20 protein-coding genes are annotated in these 22,340 nt (G+C 65.1%); 4 read left to right on the forward strand and 16 right to left on the reverse strand.

Going from position 1 to position 22,340, the window contains the following annotated elements:
* Window positions 1-7: 7 nt before the first annotated feature.
* A complete protein-coding gene (locus tag OCT39_RS12920) occupies window positions 8-688 on the reverse strand; it encodes a TIGR00153 family protein (RefSeq protein ID WP_263584875.1) in 681 nt (226 codons plus the stop codon).
* A 136-nt stretch (window positions 689-824) separates the two neighbouring features.
* Between OCT39_RS12920 and OCT39_RS12925 the strand changes: the two genes are divergently transcribed.
* Window positions 825-1,703 carry a CYTH domain-containing protein gene (locus OCT39_RS12925; RefSeq protein WP_263584876.1) on the forward strand — a complete coding sequence of 293 codons (879 nt, stop codon included), beginning with the start codon at window positions 825-827 and terminating at the stop codon, window positions 1,701-1,703.
* A gap of 29 nt (window positions 1,704-1,732) precedes the next feature.
* Window positions 1,733-2,698: an ion transporter gene (locus OCT39_RS12930; protein WP_263584877.1), complete on the forward strand. Its 966-nt coding sequence runs from the start codon at window positions 1,733-1,735 to the stop codon at window positions 2,696-2,698.
* A gap of 21 nt (window positions 2,699-2,719) precedes the next feature.
* Here the strand turns inward: OCT39_RS12930 and OCT39_RS12935 are convergent, their stop codons facing one another.
* The gene (locus OCT39_RS12935; protein ID WP_263584878.1) at window positions 2,720-3,343 is read right to left on the reverse strand and encodes an L-threonylcarbamoyladenylate synthase; all 624 of its coding nucleotides are present in this window, start codon (window positions 3,341-3,343) and stop codon (window positions 2,720-2,722) included.
* Window positions 3,344-3,414: 71 nt separating this feature from the next.
* A complete protein-coding gene (locus OCT39_RS12940; RefSeq protein WP_263584879.1) occupies window positions 3,415-4,353 on the reverse strand; it encodes a PHP domain-containing protein in 939 nt (312 codons plus the stop codon).
* 189 nt (window positions 4,354-4,542) lie between these two features.
* Between OCT39_RS12940 and OCT39_RS12945 the strand changes: the two genes are divergently transcribed.
* Both OCT39_RS12945 and mnmC read left to right on the forward strand, forming a co-directional pair.
* Window positions 4,543-4,842 carry a YciI family protein gene (locus tag OCT39_RS12945; RefSeq protein WP_263584880.1) on the forward strand — a complete coding sequence of 100 codons (300 nt, stop codon included), beginning with the start codon at window positions 4,543-4,545 and terminating at the stop codon, window positions 4,840-4,842.
* 166 nt (window positions 4,843-5,008) lie between these two features.
* A complete protein-coding gene (gene mnmC, locus OCT39_RS12950) occupies window positions 5,009-7,012 on the forward strand; it encodes a bifunctional tRNA (5-methylaminomethyl-2-thiouridine)(34)-methyltransferase MnmD/FAD-dependent 5-carboxymethylaminomethyl-2-thiouridine(34) oxidoreductase MnmC (protein WP_412031123.1) in 2,004 nt (667 codons plus the stop codon).
* A gap of 11 nt (window positions 7,013-7,023) precedes the next feature.
* Here mnmC and OCT39_RS12955 read toward each other — a convergent pair whose 3' ends face one another.
* The 13 genes from OCT39_RS12955 to ccmA all read right to left on the reverse strand — a co-directional run bounded on the left by OCT39_RS12955 (window position 7,024) and on the right by ccmA (window position 22,127).
* Window positions 7,024-7,299, reverse strand: coding sequence for a YheU family protein (locus OCT39_RS12955; protein WP_263584881.1), 276 nt, complete (start codon window positions 7,297-7,299; stop codon window positions 7,024-7,026).
* Window positions 7,296-9,332, reverse strand: a complete 2,037-nt coding sequence (gene ligA / locus OCT39_RS12960; protein ID WP_263584882.1) for an NAD-dependent DNA ligase LigA — start codon at window positions 9,330-9,332, stop codon at window positions 7,296-7,298. Before ligA ends, OCT39_RS12955 begins: the two co-directional genes overlap by 4 nt.
* A gap of 117 nt (window positions 9,333-9,449) precedes the next feature.
* The gene (gene zipA, locus OCT39_RS12965) at window positions 9,450-11,351 is read right to left on the reverse strand and encodes a cell division protein ZipA (RefSeq protein WP_263584883.1); all 1,902 of its coding nucleotides are present in this window, start codon (window positions 11,349-11,351) and stop codon (window positions 9,450-9,452) included.
* Window positions 11,352-11,943: 592 nt separating this feature from the next.
* Entirely contained in the window at window positions 11,944-15,435 is a 3,492-nt protein-coding gene (gene smc / locus OCT39_RS12970; protein ID WP_263584884.1) for a chromosome segregation protein SMC, read from the reverse strand.
* A 33-nt stretch (window positions 15,436-15,468) separates the two neighbouring features.
* Window positions 15,469-16,365 (reverse strand): c-type cytochrome biogenesis protein CcmI, encoded by an 897-nt coding sequence (gene ccmI / locus OCT39_RS12975; protein WP_263584885.1) that lies wholly within the window; start codon window positions 16,363-16,365, stop codon window positions 15,469-15,471.
* Window positions 16,362-16,826 carry a cytochrome c-type biogenesis protein gene (locus OCT39_RS12980; protein WP_412031124.1) on the reverse strand — a complete coding sequence of 155 codons (465 nt, stop codon included), beginning with the start codon at window positions 16,824-16,826 and terminating at the stop codon, window positions 16,362-16,364. The genes ccmI and OCT39_RS12980 overlap by 4 nt, the downstream gene beginning before the upstream one ends.
* Complete coding sequence (locus OCT39_RS12985; RefSeq protein WP_263584887.1) at window positions 16,823-17,347, reverse strand: DsbE family thiol:disulfide interchange protein; 525 nt, start codon at window positions 17,345-17,347, stop codon at window positions 16,823-16,825. The genes OCT39_RS12980 and OCT39_RS12985 overlap by 4 nt, the downstream gene beginning before the upstream one ends.
* Window positions 17,344-19,320: a heme lyase CcmF/NrfE family subunit gene (locus OCT39_RS12990; RefSeq protein ID WP_318152968.1), complete on the reverse strand. Its 1,977-nt coding sequence runs from the start codon at window positions 19,318-19,320 to the stop codon at window positions 17,344-17,346. Before OCT39_RS12990 ends, OCT39_RS12985 begins: the two co-directional genes overlap by 4 nt.
* A gap of 3 nt (window positions 19,321-19,323) precedes the next feature.
* Window positions 19,324-19,824 (reverse strand): cytochrome c maturation protein CcmE, encoded by a 501-nt coding sequence (ccmE, locus tag OCT39_RS12995; RefSeq protein ID WP_263584888.1) that lies wholly within the window; start codon window positions 19,822-19,824, stop codon window positions 19,324-19,326.
* Entirely contained in the window at window positions 19,814-20,041 is a 228-nt protein-coding gene (gene ccmD, locus OCT39_RS13000; RefSeq protein WP_263584889.1) for a heme exporter protein CcmD, read from the reverse strand. Before ccmD ends, ccmE begins: the two co-directional genes overlap by 11 nt.
* Window positions 20,038-20,778, reverse strand: coding sequence for a heme ABC transporter permease (locus OCT39_RS13005; RefSeq protein ID WP_263584890.1), 741 nt, complete (start codon window positions 20,776-20,778; stop codon window positions 20,038-20,040). The genes ccmD and OCT39_RS13005 overlap by 4 nt, the downstream gene beginning before the upstream one ends.
* Window positions 20,779-20,787: 9 nt before the next feature.
* Entirely contained in the window at window positions 20,788-21,504 is a 717-nt protein-coding gene (gene ccmB / locus OCT39_RS13010) for a heme exporter protein CcmB (RefSeq protein ID WP_263584891.1), read from the reverse strand.
* The gene (ccmA, locus tag OCT39_RS13015; RefSeq protein ID WP_263584892.1) at window positions 21,501-22,127 is read right to left on the reverse strand and encodes a cytochrome c biogenesis heme-transporting ATPase CcmA; all 627 of its coding nucleotides are present in this window, start codon (window positions 22,125-22,127) and stop codon (window positions 21,501-21,503) included. The genes ccmB and ccmA overlap by 4 nt, the downstream gene beginning before the upstream one ends.
* Window positions 22,128-22,340: the final 213 nt, after the last annotated feature.

Raw genomic sequence — 22,340 nt, forward strand, 5'->3', positions numbered from 1 at the left:
GGTCCCCTTAACGCGCGGTCAAAATCTGCAGTCGGCTACCCACGCGCTCGGCGCGGTCCGATACTTCGCCCACCCACTCGATGATCTTGTAAAGGAAGATCACATCCACCGGCGGCAGTACACTTTCGAGCTCGAAGAGCTGGCGGCGAATCGCCACCTGTTGATCGTCGGCCTGATGTTCCAGGGTATGCAGCTCGCGAATCATGTTCTGCATGACATCCGACACGTTGCGCCCGAAGCCGGATTCCAGCAGCTCCTTGAGCTCCTCGAGCGCCTGACGCGCCTGAGCCACGCAGGCTACGCTGGTGATCATGTAGTCGCGCATCGGCTCGGCAAGCTCATCCGGCACGCGCATTTTACGTCCCAGCATAATGCCGGTAATGTCACGCACCTTATTGGCGATCTTGTCCTGCACGCTGATCAGATCCAACAGATCCGAGCGCGATACCGGCAGGAACATGGTGCTGGGCAAATTCAAGCGCAGCTCGGTTTTCAGCGTGTCCGCGTCGTGCTCAAGACAGGTGACACGCTCACGCAGTGCCGTCGCGGTCTCCCAGTCGCCTGCCAGCGAGGCCTCGAAAAAGGGCAGCAGCTGATCGGCGCACTCGTTGGCCTTGACGATATGGGCCAGAAGCGGCTGGAAGGGCGAACGGCCGAACATGGCGGAAAAAGGATTGGAGGTAACCATAGTGCCTTTCATCCTGAGTGTGGAAAGCCTGAAAATGGCGGCGCTAGTATAAAGAGTGCGCCTGCCGCCGTCATGAAAAGTTCATAAAGACGTCGAAATTTAACGCAACGTTCACAAAAGCAAGGTAGCCATTGTCATGAAAGATCACTCCCCGCTCGAAGTAGAGCTTAAGCTAGCGCTGCCTGCCGCGTCCATCGACGCCCTTTTAAGCTACCCTGCCCTGGCCAAGGCCCCGACCCGAAAGCGCCTGACCAACACTTATTACGACACCCCCAATAAGGACCTTTCCCGCCAGGGCATCGCCGTGCGGCTGCGCCAGACCGGTGGGCAGACGCTGCAAACGGTCAAAACCAAAGGCCACGGCGGCGGCGGGCTCTCGACACGGGGCGAGTGGGAGTGGGCCGTGAGCAAAGGGCTGGATATAAAGGCGCTCGCCGCCCTGCCGCCGTTCGAGAACGTATCTATTGAGGCGCTCAAGGCCCTCACCCCGACGCTTGCCACGGATTTCGACCGGCGCAGCTGGATGATCGACTGGAACGATAGCCGCATCGAGCTCGTGCTCGATGAAGGCGAGGTCCGTGCCAACGGCGCGCGGGCCGTGATTTGTGAAATCGAGCTCGAGCTCAAGGAAGGCGCTCCCGATGCGCTCTGGTCGCTGGCGCTCTCGATGTCGAGTTTCGTCCCACTTCGCCCGAGCGATTCGAGCAAGGCCGCCCGCGGCAATGCCCTGAGTCATGGCGAGTGGACGCTGCCCCAGGCCGACACCCCCAGCGAGTGGCTGCACCGGGCGACGGTGGCGATGGACGCCTACCAGGACAGCCGCGAACCAGCGTACTTCGAGCACGCCGTTCGCGCCTACGAGACGCTGGCCGAGCATCCGGCGCTTGCCGAGCCGCTTCGCCCGACCGCGGCGGCGCTCGCTCGGGCGCTGGATAAAAACGCCACGAGTATCAGCTTTGGCTACAACGCCTTGAGTCTGGCGCATCGCCTGACCCTTGAAAGCGCGCTAAGCTGAACCGGCTTGCCACGTTCAAGGATAACGCCATGAGCCTTCACCTCGCGCCGGGCCCGGAAGGCCTGCGTTCGCAGCTTTTTCACATAATATTTGAATCCGATACGCCCGGCGCCAAGGCCTTCGATCTGGCGCTGATCATCGCGATTCTCACCAGCGTCACGATCATCATCCTTGGCAGTGTCGAGAGCATCGCCCAGCCCTACGGGGAGATATTTCTCTACATCGAGTGGACGATCACGATCCTGTTCAGTATCGAGCTTCTGGTGCGCCTCTACTGCCTGGATCGACCGCTGGCCTATATCAAAAGCTTCTACGGCGCGGTGGATCTGATCGCCATTCTTCCCGCCTGGCTGGTGCTGCTGGTACCCGGCGCGCACGGGTTGGTGATCGTGCGCCTTTTGCGCGTGCTGCGTATTTTTCGCATTCTGCGAATGATGGAGTTCGTCGGCGAAGGCCACATGCTGCTCGAGGCGCTCAAGCGTAGCTCACGCCAGATTCTGCTCTTTTTCAGCAGCATTCTGATGGTGGTGACGCTGTTCGCCGCGCTGATGTACACCATCGAGTCCGAAGAGGCGGGCTTTACCAGCATTCCGATCTCGATCTACTGGGCGATCGTGAGCATGACCACGGTAGGTTACGGCGATATCGTGCCGTTAACGCCGCTGGGCAAATCGATCACGGTGATTTTGATGCTGCTGGGCTACTCGATCATCGCCGTGCCCACCGGCGTCTTCTCGGCCCAGGTAATCCGCTCCATTCGTGAGGACCGCTACTCGGAAGAGGCCTGCCCCGGTTGCGGTCACGACCACCACGAAAAGCGCGCCCGCTACTGCCTGCGTTGCGGCACCTGGCTCGACGAGTTCAGCGAGGACCCGCGCGAGGAGGAGCGACGCGAAAAGGAAGAGAAGAAAGCCCGGGAAGCGAAGGAGAAGATGGAGGAGTTGAAGCTCGAGGAGAAAAAGCGCGCCGATGAAGACGAGGACGCCGGCGAATAATCGCCAGCGTCCCCCACAAGGCTAGCTCTCGAAGGGCGCGGTATCGCCGCGCCCTTCGCGCACGATGGTCGGCGGCATGGTGCGAAGATCGATCACGCTGGTGGGGTCCAGATGGCAGGCGCCGCCATCGATGATCAAATCCAGGTGTGCACTGAAGCGCTCGCGAATCTCTTCCGGGTCGTTCATGGGAAGCGTCTCGTCCACCGGGATGAGCGTCACGCTCATCAGGGGCTCCCCCAGGGCTTCGAGCAGCGCGTGGGTGATGCGATGGTCCGGCACGCGCACGCCGATCGAGCGGCGCTTGGGGTGCAAAAGAAGCCTTGGCACTTCGGTGGTCGCTTCCAGAATGTAGGTGTAGGGCCCCGGCGTGTGCGCCTTGAGCAGGCGAAACACCGCGTTATCCACCTTGGCATAGGTGCCGATTTCGGAGAGATCCGAACACACCAGGGTAAAGTTGTGCTTGTCGTCGAGCGAGCGCAGCCACTTGATCTTCTCGATCGCCTTTTTCTCGCCCAAATGGCAGCCCAGCGCGTAGCCCGAGTCCGTCGGATAGGCGATGACCCCGCCCTTGCGAATGATCTCGACGGCCTGGTCGATCAAGCGCTTTTGCGGATTTTCCGGATGGATCTGAAAGTACTGGCTCATGGCTGACTCCTTGCCCTGTCACTTCTCGCCCGGCGGGCGGTGTTCCCCAAGCATAGCTCACGATGGCCGTGTCATGCCGGCGTGCCCACGGGCAGAAGCCCGGCGGGCGCCTCGTGTAAATGGATTAGCCGCGGATGCTGCCAGATCGGCCGCGCCGCGGTGCGCGGGATGGCGCTGGTGCTACCGGGGGCGGCGTGGCTGCCGGGAAAGTGAAAATCGCTGCCCAGGGAGGCATACAGGTCGCGCTCGACGAGCTGGCGCGCCAGATCGCGGGTGGCGTCCGGATTCTGCTGGCCGCTGACCAGCTCCACGGCCTGGCCGCCGGCGGCCACGAAGCTGTCCATCAGCTGGCCGCGCTTTCGCCGGGTCAGCCCGTAGCGAAGCGGGTGGGCGATCGCCGCTACCCCACCGGAGGCGACGACCCACTCGACCGCCTCACCGATCTCGGGCCAGTGCGCCTTGACGTCGCCCTTCTTGCCACTGCCCAGGTAGCGCTTGAAGGCGCTGGCCCAGTCCGGCACCAGCCCCTCTGCCACGAGCGCCCGGGCGAAGTCCGGGCGTCCCAGCGGGCGCTCGCTTCCGGCGTGTTCGCGCGCCTTGGCCAGCGCATCCTTGAGCCCCAACTTCTCCAGCCGCTGGGCGATCACCTCGGCGCGCTGAATACGCGCCTGGCGCTGCGCCTCGAGACCTTCGATGAGCGGCCCGCGGGCGCCCCCCGGCATCAGTGCCACCACGTGAATGTTGATGCCCTGCCAGCGCGTGGAGAGCTCGCAGCCGGCGATCAGACAAAGGCCTTCTCGCTCGCAGGCCAGTGCCGCCTCAGCCACGCCGTCCATGGTGTCGTGGTCGGTCAAAGCGATATGAGAAAGCCCGCGGCTTGCGCACAGCGCGACGAGATCGAAGGGCGACAGCGCGCCGTCGGAGGCGGTGGAATGCATGTGCAAATCCACCGGATAGCCGTGGTCGGCCTCGAAGCTTTCGGGCAGCACGGTCACAGGGAGTCGGGGCATGGGCATGACGTCGGTTGGGGAGTTTGTCAGAATGGGGGCCTTCACGTATAAATACGGGCGTTTGCACGCGCCGCGCCATGGTACCTAACGCGCGTGCGCCGTACCATGTACGCCGCGATATGAAACGCTGATTTTTATTCACGGCCCGCCCCCCAGACCACGCTTTGCGCTTAACGCCGAGGACCCCCCATGCTCTACGCCATCATGAGTGAAGACGTTTCCGATAGTCTGGAAAAGCGCCAGGCGGCGCGCCCGGACCACCTCGCCCGCCTGGAAGCACTACGCGACGAGGGCCGTCTGGTGCTGGCGGGCCCGCACCCGGCCATCGACAGCGAAAGCCCGGGAGATACCGGCTTCACCGGCAGCCTGGTCGTGGCGGAGTTCGATAGTCTGGACGACGCCCAGGCGTTTGCCGATAGCGACCCTTACGTGGCGGCAGGCGTCTACGCCCGCGTCACCGTGAAGCCCTTCAAGAAAGTAATGCCTTGATTTTTACGGGCTGCTATGGGGGTGCCGCCGGCTTTTGCACAGAGGCTGTGGAAAACTCTGTGAAAACACGGCGGACGCTTTTCTCAAAGCGAGAGAGTGCGCCCGTATTAACGAATTGATCATTTTTTAACCGCTTTTCACGCTTGCCTCGACAACGGATATTCGTGTGACCCAGCGCCACCCTGTAATGCCGCCCCTGGAGACGTTGACCGCCCCGCCGCTGACCTGGGAAGACACCGCCCCGCACTCGAGTCAGTTCGGCGACGTCTATTTTTCCCGCGAGGACGGCCGCGCCGAAACCGAGCACGTGTTCCTGAACGCCAACCGGCTGCCCGAGCGCTTTGCCACCTGGCGCGAGCCACGGGCGTTCGTCATCGGCGAGACGGGCTTTGGCACCGGGCTCAACGTGCTCAGCGCCTGGGCGTGCTTCGAGAAGCACGCCCAGGCTGGCGCGCGCCTTCATCTGTTATCCACAGAGAAGTACCCAATGCCTGTCGAAGCGCTGTCCCGCGCGTTAAACGCCTGGCCCTCGCTTTCCCACTACGCCGACGCACTCTGCGCGCGCTGGCCCGCCCCCGTCGCCGGCATTCACCGGCTGCACTTGAGCGAGCGGGTGACGCTGGACCTTCACTTTGGCGATACCACCGAGCGTTTAACGCTGCTCGACGGCCGGGTCGACGCCTGGTTTCTGGACGGCTTCGCGCCCTCCAAAAACCCGGCAATGTGGCAGGACGCGCTGTTCGAGGCCATGGCGGCGCGCTCGCACCCCGGGGCGACCTTCGCCACCTTCACCTGCGCCGGTATCGTCAAGCGTGGGCTCAAGGCGGCGGGCTTTGCGATCCGCAAAGTGCCGGGCTTTGGGCGCAAGCGCGAGATGCTCGCTGGCGAGATCGACCACCCGCCGGTGGATAACCGCCGCCACCACACGCCCTGGTTTACCCCGCAAGCGCTGCAGCCAGTCGCGCACGTCGCGGTGATCGGCGCGGGCCTGGCCGGGGCCTGCACGGCGGCCGCGCTCGCCCGGCGTGGGGTGAAGGTCAGCGTGTTCGAGCGCGAAGCGCCGGGCGCCGGCGGTTCGGGCAACCGCCAGGGCGCGCTCTACGTCAAGCTCGCCGTCGAGACCAACCTGCAGAGCCGCTTCTATCTGGCGGGGCTTTTGTACAGCGCGCGCTGGTTGGGCGGGCTTCAAGGGAGTGAGGCGTTCTGGTCGCCCTGCGGGGTGGTGCAGCTGGCGACCAGCGACAAGGAAGCGAGCCGCCAGCGCCGCTTTTTGGCGCGCCACCCGCTGGGGGACGCGGTGGTTCAGGCGCACCTGGGGGGGCTCGCTACGCTGGCGGGCGTCACAGGCGAGACCGAGCACGCGCTGTTCTATCCACAGGCGGGCTGGACACGCCCCCAGAAACTTTGCCAGGCGCTGCTGGACCATCCACGCATTACGCTCAAAAAAGCCGAGGTGAGCGCGCTTGAAGCCGATGCATCCGGCTGGCGCCTGACGCTTGGGGATAACACCGCCTACGAGGCGGATCAGGTCGTCGTTGCCTGCGCGCACCAGGCAAACGCGTTCACCCAGACGCAAACGCTCGCCCTGCAAAAAGTGCGCGGCCAGGTGAGCTCGCTGGCGCTTCCCGAGGGCGTGAGCGCCCCGTCCAGAGTGGTGTGCGCCGGCGGCTACGTCTGCCCGCCTGTGGAGGGCGTGCTCACCTTCGGCGCAAGCTTCGTGCCCAACGACGGCGAGCGCGACCTGCGCGAGGCGGATCACCAGCGCAATATCGACGAGCTCAGGACCGCACTGCCCGAATGGGTCGAGGCGCTCGAGCGTGCAAGCGGCCCATTGACGCCGGCAAGGCTCTCCGGGCGGGCCGCGATCCGCGCGGCGAGCCCGGACAAGACGCCTTACGCCGGGCCGGTGCCCAACGCAGAGGCGTGGCAGCGCGACTACGCCGCGCTCTCGAAGGACGCCTCCCGCGTGGCACCCATACCCGGCGCGCACCACCCGGGGCTCTGGGTGTCGGCGGCGCACGGCAGCCGGGGGCTTGCCAGCGCCCCGCTGTGCGCCGAGGTCATCGCCTCCCGGATGCTCAATGAGCCGCTGCCGGTCGAGGCCGCGCTCGCCGATCACCTGCATCCGGGCCGCCGGCTGATCAGCGCGCTGATTCGCGCCGATTCATAGGCAGTACGCGCCTAGTAGTCGCCCTCCTCCTCGTCGTCGGCGAGATCGCGGCCAAAGGCGCGCCACTGCTCGAGCGTCATCACTTCGGTGTACTCGAGCTCCAGATCGTGGGCGATGAGCAGCTCGCCGCGCTCGAGCTGGCGCTTGAGCTCGACTACCCAGCCGTGCATGCCCTCACCGCTGGTGTCGGTGGTGTCGTAGCCCTGTCGGGTCACGAACGCCTCGAGCAGAGCGTTCAGGGTTTCCGGCGGCAGCATGCGCGCCGGCACTTCGATGAATCGGCTCATTCGGCCTGCTCCCACTGCTTGAGTTGTTGCGTAAAGGCGGCCTCGTCCAGCACCTCGACCCCGAGCTCCTCGGCCTTGGCCAGCTTGCTGCCCGCCGCTTCGCCGGCGACCACGCAGGTGGTCTTTTTCGAAACGCTGCCGGCGACCTTCGCCCCCAGCGCCTGCAGGCGCGCCTTGCCCTCGTCGCGCGTCATGGTCTCAAGGCTTCCGGTGAGCACCCAGGTCTGGCCCTCCAGCGGCGTTGGGCCGCGCGTGACTTCCGCCTCCTCCCACGTGAGGCCGGAGGCGATCAGCGCCTCGATGGTTTCCCGGTTGTGCGGCTGCTGGAAAAACAGATGCACGTGGGCGGCGACGATCGGACCGACGTCGTTGACCGCTTCGAGCGCGGCCTGATCGGCGGCCATCAGCGCCTCGAGCGTGCCGAAGTGGCTCGCCAGATTCACCGCGGTCGCCTCGCCCACTTCGCGAATGCCGAGGGCATAGACGAAGCGTGCGAAGGTGGTGTTTTTGGCACTTTCGAGCGCCGCGACCAGGTTCTGCGACGATTTCGCGCCCATGCGCGGAAGTTCGGCCAGCCCCTCGGCGGTGAGACCGAACAGATCCGCCGGTGTCTTGACCCAGTCGCGCTCGACGAGTTGGTCGATGATCTTTTCGCCCAGCCCGTCCACATCCAGCGCCTTGCGGCTGGCGAAGTGCTTGAGCGCCTCCTTGCGCTGGGCGGGGCAGAATAGCCCGCCGGTACAGCGCGCCACTGCCTCGCCCTCGACGCGTTCGATGTCCGAGCCGCACACCGGGCAGGCGGTAGGAAACTCGATTACGCGGGCGGCCTTCGGGCGTTTGTCGGGGTCGACGCGCACGACCTGGGGAATGACGTCGCCGGCCCGGCGAATCGCCACGGTGTCGCCGATCATCACGCCAAGCCGTTCGATCTCATCGGCGTTATGGAGCGTGGCGTTGGAGACGGTGACGCCGGCCACGCTCACCGGCGCAAGCCTGGCCACCGGGGTGATGGCGCCGGTACGCCCCACCTGAAACTCCACGTCGTTGAGCGTGGTGACCTCCTCCTGGGCGGGGAACTTGAACGCCACTGCCCAGCGCGGCGCGCGGGCCACGAACCCGAGCTCGCGCTGGGCGCGCAGATCATTGACCTTGATCACCACGCCGTCGATGTCATAGCCCAGCTTCAAACGCTTCTCGCCCAGCGCGTCGCAGTAGCGGGCCACCGCGTCGGGGCCGGTGAGCGTTTCAAGCTCGCTGCTCGAGCGAAAGCCGAGCGTCTTGAGTCTGGCCATCAGTGCGCTGTGGCTGTTGTCGCCGGCATCCGGGTCGAGCCTGGCGACCTGGTAGGCGTGAAACTCCAGCGGGCGCTTGGCGGTGATGCGTGGGTCGAGCTGGCGCAGGCTGCCGGCGGCGGCGTTGCGCGGATTGGCGAACACCCGGCCCTCCTCTTCCCGAGCGCGCTCGTTGAGCGCCTCGAAACCTTCATGGCGCATGATGACCTCGCCGCGCACTTCCAGCAGCGCCGGGGCCGGGTCGCCCCGAAGGCTGAGCGGAATCGAGCGCAGCGTGCGCAGATTCGAGGTGATGCCTTCGCCAGTGCGCCCGTCGCCGCGGGTCGCGCCGTGGGTCAGCACGCCCTGCTCGTACACCAGCGACACCGCCGCGCCGTCGAGCTTGGGCTCGCAGCTGAACTCGATCTCGCTTGCGTCACACTCCAGGCGCTCGGCCACGCGCTCGGCAAAGGCGAAGATGTCGTCGCGATCGAAGGCGTTGTCCAGTGACAGCATCGGGGTAGCGTGGGCCACCGCGGGAAAACCTTCCGCTGGCGCCGCGCCTACCCGCTGGGTAGGCGATTCCGGCGTAACGAGCTCCGGATGCTTCGCCTCGATCTCTTTCAGCGCCTGCAGCTTGCGGTCGTAGTCGGCGTCGGTCAGCGCGGGCTCGTCGAGCACGTAGTAGCGGTGGTTGGCGTCGTCGAGCTCGGCGCGAAGCGAGGCGAGCTCTTCGAGCACCTCAATAGAGGGCTGACTCATGCGTTGGGGTTCCGTGAAGCGGGTCTCTGATGGACATATCCTAAAGCCTGGCAGCCAGCGGCTCCAGAAACAAAAACACCCGCCTTTTCAGGCGGGTGTTTTCATACAGACGAAGTGCTAGCGGGCGTGGCGCTGTAGCCGGTGACGGCGTTCGAACTCGTGGACCCGCTGGCGGGCGAACTCGATGGTTTGCGCCGTCATGACGCTGCGGTTTTCGTCCTTGAGCTCGCCGCCCATGTGACGCACCACTACCATGGCGGTTTCCACCATCGCCTCGAACGCGGCGGCGCTGTCGAGCGCGCCGGGCAGCGGCATCAGGAAGGTGACGCCGGGCGTGGCGAACTCGTCCATCTGCTCGATGGGGAAGGTACCGGGCTTGACCACGTTGACCATGGAGAACTGCAGCGCACTGTCGTCGCTTTCGGTCTCGAAACGGTGGAACACGCCCATGGCGCTGCAGTAACGAAGCCCGCAGGCCATCATCAGCTCCAGCAGTTTGCCGCCGTCGAAGCCGTCTTCATCCCGGGAAAGCACGCTGATGACGACCATTTCCGACGCGTCGGTTAGTGCGTCCCTGGCGCGAGCGCCAGAAACGTCGTGGCGAAGCGCTTTCGCAAGCGTCGGATGCACGCGTACGCTGCTCTCTTCAAACGCCGGCGCATCGCTGTACTCGTCGCCGTACTCGTCAGGGTAATCGCCATCGTCGCGGTCGTCGCTCCGGGGCTCGGCAAAGCGCTCGTCATAACGGCGCTCCCCCCCCTGGCGGCGCAGCGCGCTCATGGAGGGCTCGGCGCTGTAAAGCTCGTCGTTTTCGAAGCGAGTCGCGCTGTTGGCGGCTTCAAGCTCGCGGGCTCGGGCATTTTCCTGAGCAATGCGCGCCTTTTCGGCCTCGGCGGCCTCCTTCGCTTCGCGGCGCTGCTCGGCTTCCAGCGCCTTACGCTCGGCTTTTTGCTTGGCCAGCGCCTTCGCCCGCTCGGCTTTTTCTACCTTTTTACGCTCGCGGGTCTGGCGGTGCTCGATCATCCGACGCTTGAACGAGCGCCCGATGCCTTCGAAATCGACCAGCCGGTACTCGTCGACGGTATCGTCATCGAGCTCCCCGGCGGTATGGGCGCGCAGCTGGCGCCGCTTGCGCGCCTCGGTGCTCTTGACGTGCGCAGCGGTGTCTTCGGGCTCGGCACGAAGCACCGGCTCCTGCTCGGCGGCCGGGGCCGATTCGCTTGCCGCGACGGCCTCGTCACTTGAAAGCGGTTCCGGGCGCGAAGCGGGCGTTTCCGAGGTCATGCTCGGGTCGATCGTTTCATCAAGCGGTGCGGGCTTAGCCTGAACCGGTGCAGGCTCGGCCGGGGCAGCAGAAAGGGTCGGCTCGACCAGCTCGGCGGACGACGCGCTACTCTCGGGCGCCGGCTCGACGAAAAGGCTGGGCTCCTGACGCTCCGCGCCGTCCAGGGCGGGCTCGGTAGCGGGTCGCGGCGCCGGGCTTACGGGCTCATCGGTGGTGAAGGAAGGGGCTGATATTTCAGACGCTGAAGCATTTGCGGCAGACGTTTTAGGCGCAGGCGTTTCTGCTGATGCTTTAAAAGCAGCGCGTTTGGAGGCGCCGTGCTGGGCTTGAGAGGCGCTTTCAGCGTGCTCATCGCTGTAGCCGCCTTCATAAGCAAACTGCTGGCCGCCGGCCGCCTTTTTGGAACGCGTGGCTGCCCGCGAGAACGAACGTTTGAAATCGGAGAGTACGCGGGACGGGCCTGGGTGCTCCTGACGCTCCAGCTGCGGCTTTTTGCCCAAACCGCTGTAGTCGGCGGGTTTGACTACGCGCGCGCCTCCGTTGGGAAGCTCCCAGTTGATTTCGGCTTCCTTGGCCTCGTCATCGAACTCCTCTGCCGACGCTTTAGGCAGGTTATCGACCGCCTGGTCGAGCCTTGGCACTCGGCGCTGGCGCTGAAGCCTTCGAACCCCATCGACCACGATAAGCGACACCAACGCCAATCCCAGAATGATTAACCACTCTCTTAATTCCATGTCGAGCATTCCATGGGTCATTTTAACCGGTTAAAGGCGCTACCCTTGATGATCATTCGCGTCCATCCAAACGCTGCACCGACCACCAAACATAGTGCGACTGCTATAAAAAGGACAACGTGTGCTTGCTCTACGCGGGCTATCCGCCATTTCGATCAATACTCGACAGAGTAAATCCGGCGCTTGGACAAACGGTAACGCTAAAAGTGCCATCCTGGCGCTTGTTCGGGCCAACGCTATTCGACACGTGGGCCGCGGGCCCTTTAGCGGTCGGCGAGTCTTTGATGACGCTCCGTCCCGCTTATAAATGTGCTCAGTGTAGAAGCGTTAACCCATGATGACAAAATCTTACCGCCATACTCGCTCATTAAACAAGCACAACTCGGGATTATCGCGACAAGTGCTCAAGAGTTGACGTTAGTTTGATTAAAAAGAGCGCTATAACGAAACTCGTTAAGCGCTCCTTTTATACTATATATATGTCCAGCCGCTATTTTTTTCATCAATGGGATCAAACGCTCCGCGCCCACGCTATCGGCTGGCATCGATACGCCGGATAAAGGGCGCCTTTCATGGGGCCTGCCCTCGTTCTTTAGTCGACCAAAGCGGCGGCTTCGTCGATACCGACCGACACCAGCCTTGAGACGCCGGGCTCCTGCATGGTGACACCCATCAGCCGTTCGGCAGCCTCCATGGCGATCTTGTTATGGGTGATGTAGATGAACTGGACGTTCTCCGACATCTCCTTGACCAGTTTGGCGTAGCGGCCGACGTTGGCATCGTCCAGCGGCGCGTCGACCTCGTCGAGCATGCAAAACGGCGCCGGGTTGAGCCTGAAGATCGAAAACACCAGCGACAGCGCCGTCAGCGCCTTTTCACCGCCGGAGAGTAGGTGAATAGTGCTGTTCTTCTTGCCCGGCGGGCGCGCCATGATCGCCACCCCCGTCTCCAGCAGATCCTCGCCGGTGAGCGTGAGCCACGCCGCGCCGCCGCCGAACACCCGCGGGAAGAGTTCCTGCAGCCCGGCGTTGACCTGATCGAAGGTGTCGCGAAAGCGCACCCGGGTCTCCTGGTCGATGCGCTTGATCGCACGTTCCAGGGTCTCGAGCGCCTCGGTCAGCTCGGCGTGCTGGGCTTCCAGGTAGTTGCGCCGCTCGGCCTGCTGGTCGTACTCCTCGATCGCCGCCAGGTTGATCGCACCAAGCTTTCGGATCTTCTCCGAGGTGTTCTCCAGAAGCGACTGCCAGCGCGACTCCTCGGCATCATCGGCAAGCCCGTTGGCGAGCGCCTCGACATCGTGGCCGAGCTCGGCCAGCGCCTCGTCCTGGGTGGCGGCCTTGAGGGTCAGCGCCTGCACCTCCATGCGAAGCGTCTGGAGCTGTTCGCGGCTCTGCTCCAGAGTGCGCTCGTGATTTTGTCGGGCGAGCTCGTCATTTCTGAGCTGTTCGGTGATGACCTGGGCCTGCTCGCGGGTGTCACTCAGCCGGGCCTGGCGCTGCTCGCGCTCATGGAAAAGCTCCTCGAGCTCTTCAGCAGCGAGTTCGTCGGGCTCTCTTAGCGCCTCGCGGGCCTCTTCGAGCTCTTCGATACGCAGCGTCAGGCGCTCGTCGCTCTCCTCGGCGCGGGCCTGCTGGGCGCGCAGGCTATCGCGCTCGGTGTTGAGCCGCTCGCGCTCCAGCGCCAGCGCCTGCTGGCTCGCCTTGAGCGGGGCCTGCTCGCGGCTCAAACGCTCGAACTCCTCCCGGGCGCGGGCGCGCTGCTCCACGCTCTCCTCGCGGGCGGTGGCCGCCTCGTCGAGCTTTGCCATGGCGTCGTTCCAGCGCTCGCGCTGCTCCTCGAGGCTGAGTACCAGCGTCGCCTCGTCCTCCTTGAGGGTGGCAAGCTCGTCGTCGATCTCGGCGGCGCGGCCCTCCAGGTGCTCGAGGCGCTGCGCCAGGCGCTGCTCCTTGACCGCGAGCTGCTGGCGAAGCGCACCGTGTTCGCGCTCGGCCTGGTCGCGCTCGCCGCGCTCGTGCTCGAGATTTTCAAGCTGTTCGGCGAGGCTTTCGCACTGCGCGTCCAGCGCTTCGAGCGCCTGCTCGAGCGCCTCCTGCTCCCGGCTGAGTTCGTCGAAACGCCGGCGAGTCACCAGCAGCGCATCGACGCCCTGCCCGCTCGCTTTCTGCGAAAGCCACCCCGGCCCGCACCAGAGCCCTTGCCGACTGACCGCGCTCTCTCCCGCAGGCAGCCGGGCGGCAAGCGCCTGGGCCTCATCATCACCTTCGACAACGTGAATGCGCGCGAGCCACTCACTAAGCGCCCCGGCGCCGTCCACCTTCGCATCGAGCCGGCCGTCGTTGTGTGCCCTGGGAGCGGTGGCGTCGATCAGGCACCAGTCGGTGGCCAGCGCCTCGGGCAGCTTTGATAGCGCCGCGCCGTCCACCATACGAGCATTGAGCCAGGGCGCGAGCAGCCAGGAGACGACCGATTCCCAGCCGGGCGCGGCCTGCAGGGTTTCGCCGAGCCTCGGGGCGCTCTCGAGGCCCAGCGCCTTTAGATGGCCATCGAGCGCCGGGTCGTGGTCGGCAAGCGCCGCGTCGATCAGCGCCTTGAGTGAGGCGAGTTCGCCCTGGCAGCGGCTCAGTTCCCCACGCTTGTCATCGCGGGTCTTGAGCGCGCGCTGGTGCGCCCCTTTGGTGTCGCTGATGCGCTGCTGGGCCTGCTCGCGCTCGGTTTGAAACTGCTCGACGCGCCACTCGGCCGCTTCGAGCTCGGTCTGGCTTTGAGCGTGCTCCTGGCGCACGGCGGTGGTGTCGTCGAGATCGCCGCGCTGCTGCTCGCGGCGCTCACGCTCGCCCTGCAGGCGCTTGATGCGCTGCTCCAGATCGGCCACCTGATCCTGGCCGCGCTCGGCGCTGCGGCTGGCGTCGCGCCAGCGGGCGTCGAGGTCGGCAAAGTGCTGCTCGGCGTGCTCGAGCGTCGGCTTGATGCCGGCTAACGCCTCCTCCAGCGCCTCGAGCTGCTCCTCCAGGCCTTCGAGCTCTGGCAACAGCGTCTCCCAGCGCTCGTCGATCGCACTCAGGCGCTCGCGGTCGCCTTCGCTCACCCGGCGCTGCTCATCCAGATCGCGCCGGGCGGTGTCGATATCGCTTGCCAGCTGGCTTTCGCGGCTCTTGCGGTGGGCCTGGTCCTGCTCGAGGCGCGCGATGCGCGTGGTGGTCTCGAAGAACTGCTGCTGGTGACGCTCGAGCACCTCGGCGAGTTCGTCGTGCTGGGCGCGGGCCTGCTCGAGGCGGGTTTCGCAGGCGCGCACGCCGAACACGTCCTTCTCGACGCTGATTTCGAGCTCGCGCACGCGGGCTTCCTGGCGGGTTTGCTCGGCACGCAGGGCGCGACCGCGAATCAGCGCAAGCTCGCCCTTGAGCTGGTACTCCTGGGATTTCAGCGTCTGGTAGCGTTTGGCGGCCTCGGCCTGGCGCTTCAAGCGCTCGAGCTGCTTGTCGAGCTCTTCGCGAATGTCATCCAGGCGCTCCAGATTCTCCTGGGTGCGGCGCATGCGGTTTTCGGTTTCGCGGCGGCGCTCCTTGTACTTGGAGATGCCGGCGGCCTCTTCCAGGGTCGCGCGCAGATCGTCCGGGCGCGCCTCGATCAGCCTGGAGATCATGCCCTGACCGATCAGCGCGTAGGAGCGCGGGCCGAGCCCGGTGCCCATGAACAGATCCGCGATATCCCGGCGGCGGCACTTCTGGCCGTTGAAGAAGTAGTTGGACTGGCCGTCGCGAGTGACCAGACGCTTGACGGCGATTTCCGAATACTGGGCGTAGGCACCGCCCATGGCGCCGTCGCGGTTGTCGAACTTGAGCTCAATGGCGGCCTGGCCGACCGGCTTGCGCCCGGTGGAGCCGTTGAAGATGACGTCCGCCATCGACTCGCCGCGCAGGGTCTTGGCCGAAGACTCGCCCATCACCCAGCGCACCGCGTCGATGATGTTGGACTTGCCGCAGCCATTGGGGCCGACGATCGCGGTCATGTTGCCATCGAAGGGCACCGTGATGGGATCGACGAAGGATTTGAACCCGGTAAGGCGTATGGACGTTAGGCGCATCGCGGCTCTTTGAAAACGGAAAAAACGAGCGGGCTATTCAAACACACCATCGGTCGAAACGTTAGCCTCACTCGATGCCATACGCGCCTGGGCTTCGCGAATGCCGTCGCGCAGCGCCTCGCTCGTTTCGCCCTCGCCAAGGCTTGCCAGCGCCCGGCGCCAGCGGTCGATGGCAAGCTCATAATCGCCTTCGCCAAAGGCGTGAACGCCGAGAAGGCTCAGGATTTTGGGCTGGCGCGGGTCCTGCGCCAGCACTTCGTCGACCAGCGCCTGCACCTCGGGGGTCAGCGTGCGCTCAGCCATGAAAAAGCGCAGCTCTGCGAGTTCGCTCAAAAGCGCCGGTGCGCGGCCTTCGATAGCGATCAGCCGGTTCAGCGCCTTTGCCGCCTGCTCGAGCCGGCCGGTTTCGCGATAGAGCGTGAACAGCGTTCCCCAGACGTTGGGGTTACCGGGCTGGCGGCCAGCCTCGGCTTCCAGCGGTGCAATGTAGCTCTCGAAAGAGTGCCCCGGGGTGCTCTCCCAGGCACTTCGCAGCGCGTAGAGCCGCAGATCACCCTCGGCGCCGCTTCGCTGGTAGCCGACCACCGCCGCGACGAGCACCGCTACCGCCACCAGCGGCACGACCCGCCGCCCGGCGCCTGGCTTTTTCAGCGCGCGTCGGGGCGCGGGCGCGGTATCCTCAAGAAGGCTTCGCTCGAGCTCGAGTTTGTCCTCGTCAAAACGCGCCTGGTCGATGTCGCCACGATCGAGTGCGCTTTCCAATGAGGTGAGCCGGCGGCGAAAAATGGCGACGTTCTGGCGGTTGGCATCATCGCGCTCTTCAAAACGGCGCTGAGCCTCAAACAGCGCCCGCGCTCGCCAAAGCGGCGACAGCATCAGCCAAAGCGCCGGTAGCGCCGTGATCAGAAGTGCGATCCAGAGCGGCGTCATGGGCTCTTCTCCTCGTCGATCAGCGCCTCGAGCCGGGCGCGCTCTTCGCGGCTCAGCGCGCGATGCGACGCCTGGCGTCGGGCGCGCACGATCAGCGAAAGCACCAGCGCGGCGAGGACCACAAGCGCCACCGGGATGCCCCAGAGCAGGTAGGTGCGGTTTTCAAGGCGCGGGTTGTAGAGGATGTACTCGCCGAAGCGCTCCACCATGTGATTGACGATTTCGCCATCCGACTGCCCCTGGTGGAGCAGCTCGAAAACGCGCTGACGCATGTCGGCGGCGATGGGCGCGCTGGAGTCGTCGATCGCCTGGTTTTCGCACAGCGGGCAGCGCATCGAAGCGGTCAGATCGACGTAGCGCCGCTCGAGCACCGGATCACTGAACTCGCGCACCTCGATCGCCGCCAGCGCCGAGCCGGCCACCAGTAGCAGCGCCAGTACTCCCACTAACCGCCGGATCATCGCCACTTCTCCACCTCCGGCAGGATCTGCGCTTGCACGTTCTCCGGGGAGATATAGCCCTTGTGGTGGTAGCGAATCACCCCCTTTTCATCGACCAGAAAGGTTTCCGGCGCGCCGTAGACGCCGAGATCGAAGCCCAGGCTGCCGTCAGGGTCGAACACGTTGACCTCGAAAGGATTGCCGTACTGCTGGAGAAATTCGGTGCCCTTCTCGCGAGTATCGCGGTAGTTCACCCCGACCAGACGGATGCCATGATCGGCCAGTTCTAGAAGCTGGGGCATCTCCTGCTTGCAGGCCGGGCACCACTCGCCCCACACGTTGACCAGCGTCACCTGGCCGCGCAAAAGCGACTCGTCCACGCGGCGCGTCTCGTCGCCAAGCGTGGTGGCGCTAAAGGCGGGAAACTCGCGGGCCATGAGTGCCGAGTCGCGCTGGCTTGGGTCGCGCGAAAGCCCCTGGTAGAAAAACAGCGCGATGCCGACGAAGCCGAGCGGCAGCAGTAGCAATAGCCAGCGTCTCATGGCGTGACCTCGCGTTGGATGGGGGAAGACGCGCGCCGGTAGCGCCGGTCGATCACCGCCAGCACCCCGCCAAGCGCCATCAATAGCGCCCCGAGCCAGAGCCAGCGCACGAAGGGCTTGTACTGCACGCGCATGGCATAGCTGCCGTCGTCGAGGTCTTCGCCCATCGCCACGTAAAGATCGCGAAAAATCCCGGGGCTCAGCGCGACCTGGGTCATGGGCATGCCGGTGGCCAGATAAAGCCGCTTTTCCGGGCGCATGATGAACGCGCGCCCGTCGCCGCCCTTGCGCACCTCGATCACCGAGGTATCCGCCAAAAAGTTCGGCCCGCGGCGGCTAGTCAGCTCGCGCATGGTGAACTCATAGCCGGCGACCTCGACCGCGGTGTCCGGCGCCATGCGCACGTTGCGCTCGACGTTGTAGTTCGATACCACCGTCACCCCGACGATGGTCACGGCGAGTCCCACGTGGCCGAGCACCATGCCCCAGTAAGCGAGCGACAGCTTGCCAAGCCCGCGCCGGACCGAGCTCGCCCGGCGGCAGGTCGCGACCACGTCGCGAACCAGCGGCAGCACGATCCAGAGTGCGGCCAGAAGCCCAAGGCTCACCCACGGGTTCCAGCGCCCGGCGAAGAGCAGCGGCGCCGCCATGCTGAACACGAACGCGGCAAGCCCGGAGAGCCACAGCGTACGCTTGAGCTCGACAAAGGGCATGCGCTTCCAGCGCGACACGGGGCCTGCCCCCATGAACAGGCACATCACCAGGGTAAGCGGCACGAACAGCGCGTTGAAGTACGGCGGGCCGACGCTGATCTTGCCAAGGCCCAGCGAGTCCAGAATCAACGGGTAAACGGTGCCGAGCAGCACCGTGACGGTCATGATTACCAAGAGGAAATTGTTGATCAACAACAGCGCGTCCCGCGAGCACCAGCCAAAGCCGACCCGGTGGCTGACCCGGGGCGCACGCAGCGCGAACAGCAAAAGCGACAGCGTCACCGTCACACCCAGCAGCACCAGGATGAAAAAGCCGCGGGCCGGGTCGTTGGCGAAGGCGTGCACCGAGGTGAGCACGCCGGAGCGCACTAAAAACGTGCCCATCAGCGAAAGCGCAAAGGTGGTGATCGCCAGAAGTACCGTCCAGCTTTTGAAGGAGCCGCGCTTTTCGGTCACCGCCAGCGAGTGCAAAAGCGCCGTGCCGGTCAGCCAGGGCAGAAGCGAAGCGTTCTCGACCGGGTCCCAGAACCACCAGCCGCCCCAGCCAAGCTCGTAGTACGCCCACCAGCTGCCAAGCGCGATGCCCACGGTCAAAAACGCCCAGGCCAGATTCGCCCAGGGCCTGGCCCAGCGCGTCCAGGCCGCGTCGAGGCGCCCGCCCATCAGCGCGGCGATGGCGAAGGCGAAGACCACCGAAAAACCGACGTAGCCCATGTAGAGCATCGGCGGATGGATCACCAGGCCGAAATCCTGCAGCAGCGGATTCAAGTCGGCGCCGTCGCCGGGCACGTTGGGCAGCAGCCGCTCGAAGGGGTTGGAGGTAAGCAGTATGAAAAGCAGAAAGCCGACGCTCACGAGCCCCATCACGCCAAGCACGCGGGCGACCATGTCGCGGGGCAGCGCGCGGGAGAAGCGCGAGGCGGCAAAGCCCCAGCCCGCGAGCATCAAACTCCACAAAAGTACCGAGCCTTCGTGATTGCCCCAGACGGCACTGGCCTTGTAGTACCAGGGCAGCAACGAGTTGGAGTTGTTGGCCACGTTGGCCACGCTGAAGTCGTCGAGCAGGTAGCTTGCAGTCAAACACACGTAAGCCGCGCCCAGAAACAGAAACTGCCCCGCCGCCATCGGCGCCCCGTACGCCATCCAGAGCGGGCGCCGGCTCGCGCTTCCGGCCAGCGGCAGGATCGCCTGAAGCGCGGCCATCGAAAGCGCCAGAATCAGCGCGAAGTGGCCGACCTCGGGAATCATCCGTATCCACATGGGCTAGTCGTCCTCGCGGGTCGGCGCCGCCAAACGCTCGGCGACACGCGCGGCCTTTTGCTGGTAGTCCGACGGCGCGTAGCCCGCGTCTTCCAACGCCTTTGCCACTTCCGGCGGCATGTAGTTTTCATCGTGACGGGCAAGCACCTTGTCGGCGCGAATTCGCCCATCGCGCTGGAGTTCGCCGACCACGACCACGCCCTGACCTTCGCGAAAGAGATCCGGCAGGATGCCGCTATAAAAGACCTCGACCTCCTCCACGTAGTCGGTAACGACGAAGTCGACATCGAGGCTTTGCGGGTCGCGGGCGACCGACCCCTCCTTGACCAGGCCCCCGGCGCGAATCTGGCGCTCGAGCGGCGCTTCGCCCATCGCGATCTGCACCGGGCTAAAAAACAGGTTTATGTTGGCGCGCAGCGCATAGAGCGTTAGCCCCAGAGCCACCGCCGCCAGCACCACCAGCCCCAAGAGCGCGAACAGTCGCTGTTGTCGTTTAGGCGTCATCGCTGACCTCGGTTGGCGTGGGGATGGAGGGAGACTCGGTGCGGGCGCGCTCGCGCCGGGCGCGCCGTGAGAGCGCCTTGAGCAGCGCGCGCCGCTCGAGCTTCGCCTGCCAAAAGCAGAGCAACAGCAGCGCCGCGGTGACGCCCCAGGCCGACCAGACGTACACGCCGTGGCCGCCCATGGCGAAAAACGCACCGAGTGAGTCGAAGGCGCTCATGAAGAGGACTCCGTGAGCGCGCGCACCCAGCGCTTGTCGCCTTCGCGCCTTAAAATTTCGCTGCGCACGCGCACAAGCGTCAGCGCCGCGAAGAAGCTATAAAAGCCGATCACCATGAGCAAAAGCGGCAGCCACATCGACGCCGGCATGGCCGGGCGCTCGGTGAGCGAGAACGTGGCGGACTGGTGGAGCGTATACCACCACTCGACCGAATACTTGATGATCGGAATGTTGATCACCCCCACCATGGCGAGAAGCGACGCCGCCCGAGCCCCGCTCTGGCGGCTACCAAAGGCGCCGCGCAGTGCAATCACGCCCAGATAGAGAAACAGGAGAATCAGCATCGAGGTGAGCCTTGCGTCCCACACCCACCAGGTGCCCCAGGTCGGCACGCCCCACACGGCGCCGGAAAACAGCGCCGTAAACGTCATCACCGCGCCAAACGGCGCCATCACCGCGGCGGCCATGTCGGCCACCTTGATCTTCCAGACCATGAACACCAGGCTTGAAAGCGCCATCGCAATGAATACCGATTGGGCCAGGAGTGCTGCCGGCACGTGCACGTAGATGATGCGAAAGCTCTCGCCCTGCTGATAGTCCGCCGGCGCCAACGCCAATCCCCAGACGCCCCCCGCGCCAAGCGACAGCGCCGCCAGCGCCCAGCACCAGGGTGTGAGCCGGCCGCTTAGCCGGTAAAACCACTGGGGTGATCCAAACTTGTGCACGATGGCCCACATGGCGGGTCCTCAACCGTTGAGACTGATACGAAGCGACGCGGCGATCGCCCAGGGGGCGAGCATCAGCGAAAGCGCCAAAAGCGCCCCCAAAATCGCGAGATAAGGCAAGGCGCTTTGCCCGTCGATGGCCGCCTCGACGGCGCCGGTACCAAACACCAGCACCGGAATGTAGAGCGGCAGGATCAAAAGCGAGGTCAGCACGCCGCCGCGAGCAAGCCCTACCGTGAGCGCCGCGCCGATCGCGCCGACCAAACTGAGTATGGCGCTGCCAAGCAGCAGCGACAGCGTCAGCACCGCGTAGCTGCCCGCGGTAAGCGCCAGGAGCGTGGCGAGCAGCGGCGCCGAAAGCGAAAGCGGTAGCCCGGTTATCAGCCAGTGCACGCACACCTTGGCAAGCGTTTGGGTCCAAAGCGGCTGCGGCGCGAGCATGAGTTGCGCAAGGCTCCCATCCTCGAAGTCGCCGCGAAAGAGCGTATCCAGCGACAGCAGCGCGGCCAGAAGCGCCGCCACCCACAAAAGCCCTGGCGCTATCACGGCCAAAAGCTTGGGGTCCGGCGAAATGCCGATCGGAAAGAGCGTGATCACCAGCGCGTAAAAGACCAGCGGATTGAGCGCCTCGCCTCGGCGACGAAACGCCAATGTTAGCCCGCGCGAGAGCGTGGCGATGAACGCACGCCCGGCCCCGTGAGGCGCCGCCCTTAATGCGCCGTCATTGCTGGCGCTCATGCCGGCCCCAGCTGCAGGCGGCGCACCCGCTCGAGCCCGCCAAGCGCGTGGTGAGTGGTGATGATGACGCTTCCCCCCGTTCTGGCGTGGTGCGAAAGCCGCTGCTCCAGCATCAAAACGCCTTCGCGGTCGAGCGCCGTAAAGGGCTCGTCGAGCACCCAGAGCGGCCGGGGTGTGAGCGTCAACCGGGCAAGCGCCACGCGCCGGTTCTGGCCGGCGGAGAGCCGCCCGACGGGCGTATCCTCGAACCCGGCAAGCCCGACATCATTAAGCGCACGCTCGCAGCCAGCCTCATCCGGCGGCTCACCGCCCAGCGCCTGATACCAGGCCAGATTCTCGAGCGGCGTCAGCCCCGCCTTCACGCCGGGCGCGTGGCCCAGATAGAGCAGGTTCGCCAGAAACACATCGCGGCAGGTGCGAAGGGGCTGACCATTGAACTCAAGCGCGCCTTCATAATCGTCGAGCTGCCCGGAGAGAATCTTCAAAAGCGTGGTCTTGCCGCTGCCGTTAGGCCCCTCGACGCGCAGGATCTCGCCGCGTTCAAGCGTCACGTTCAAACCCACGAACAGCCAGCGGTCGTCGCGCTCGCAGGCAAGCTGTCGGGCTTGAAGGCGCAGGCTCAAGGGGCATCTCCAGGGCGTGAAGTTCGCGCGCACTGTACACAAAAATGCGCTTTCCCGCCAGCAAGCCGGCCCCGGTAAAGCGACGTGAACGCCGCTCGCGCCTGACGTTGCGGGTACGAGCGGTCAAGCGTTGAAACCGGTCTCCAGGTAAACGCCCTACAGGGGTAGCACTGTATTTAAAAACAGGTTTATACTCCAACCACTGTATGAAAA

Origin of the sequence: Halomonas sp. GD1P12 (genome assembly GCF_025725645.1) — a bacterium.
Classification (GTDB): Bacteria; Pseudomonadota; Gammaproteobacteria; order Pseudomonadales; family Halomonadaceae; genus Vreelandella.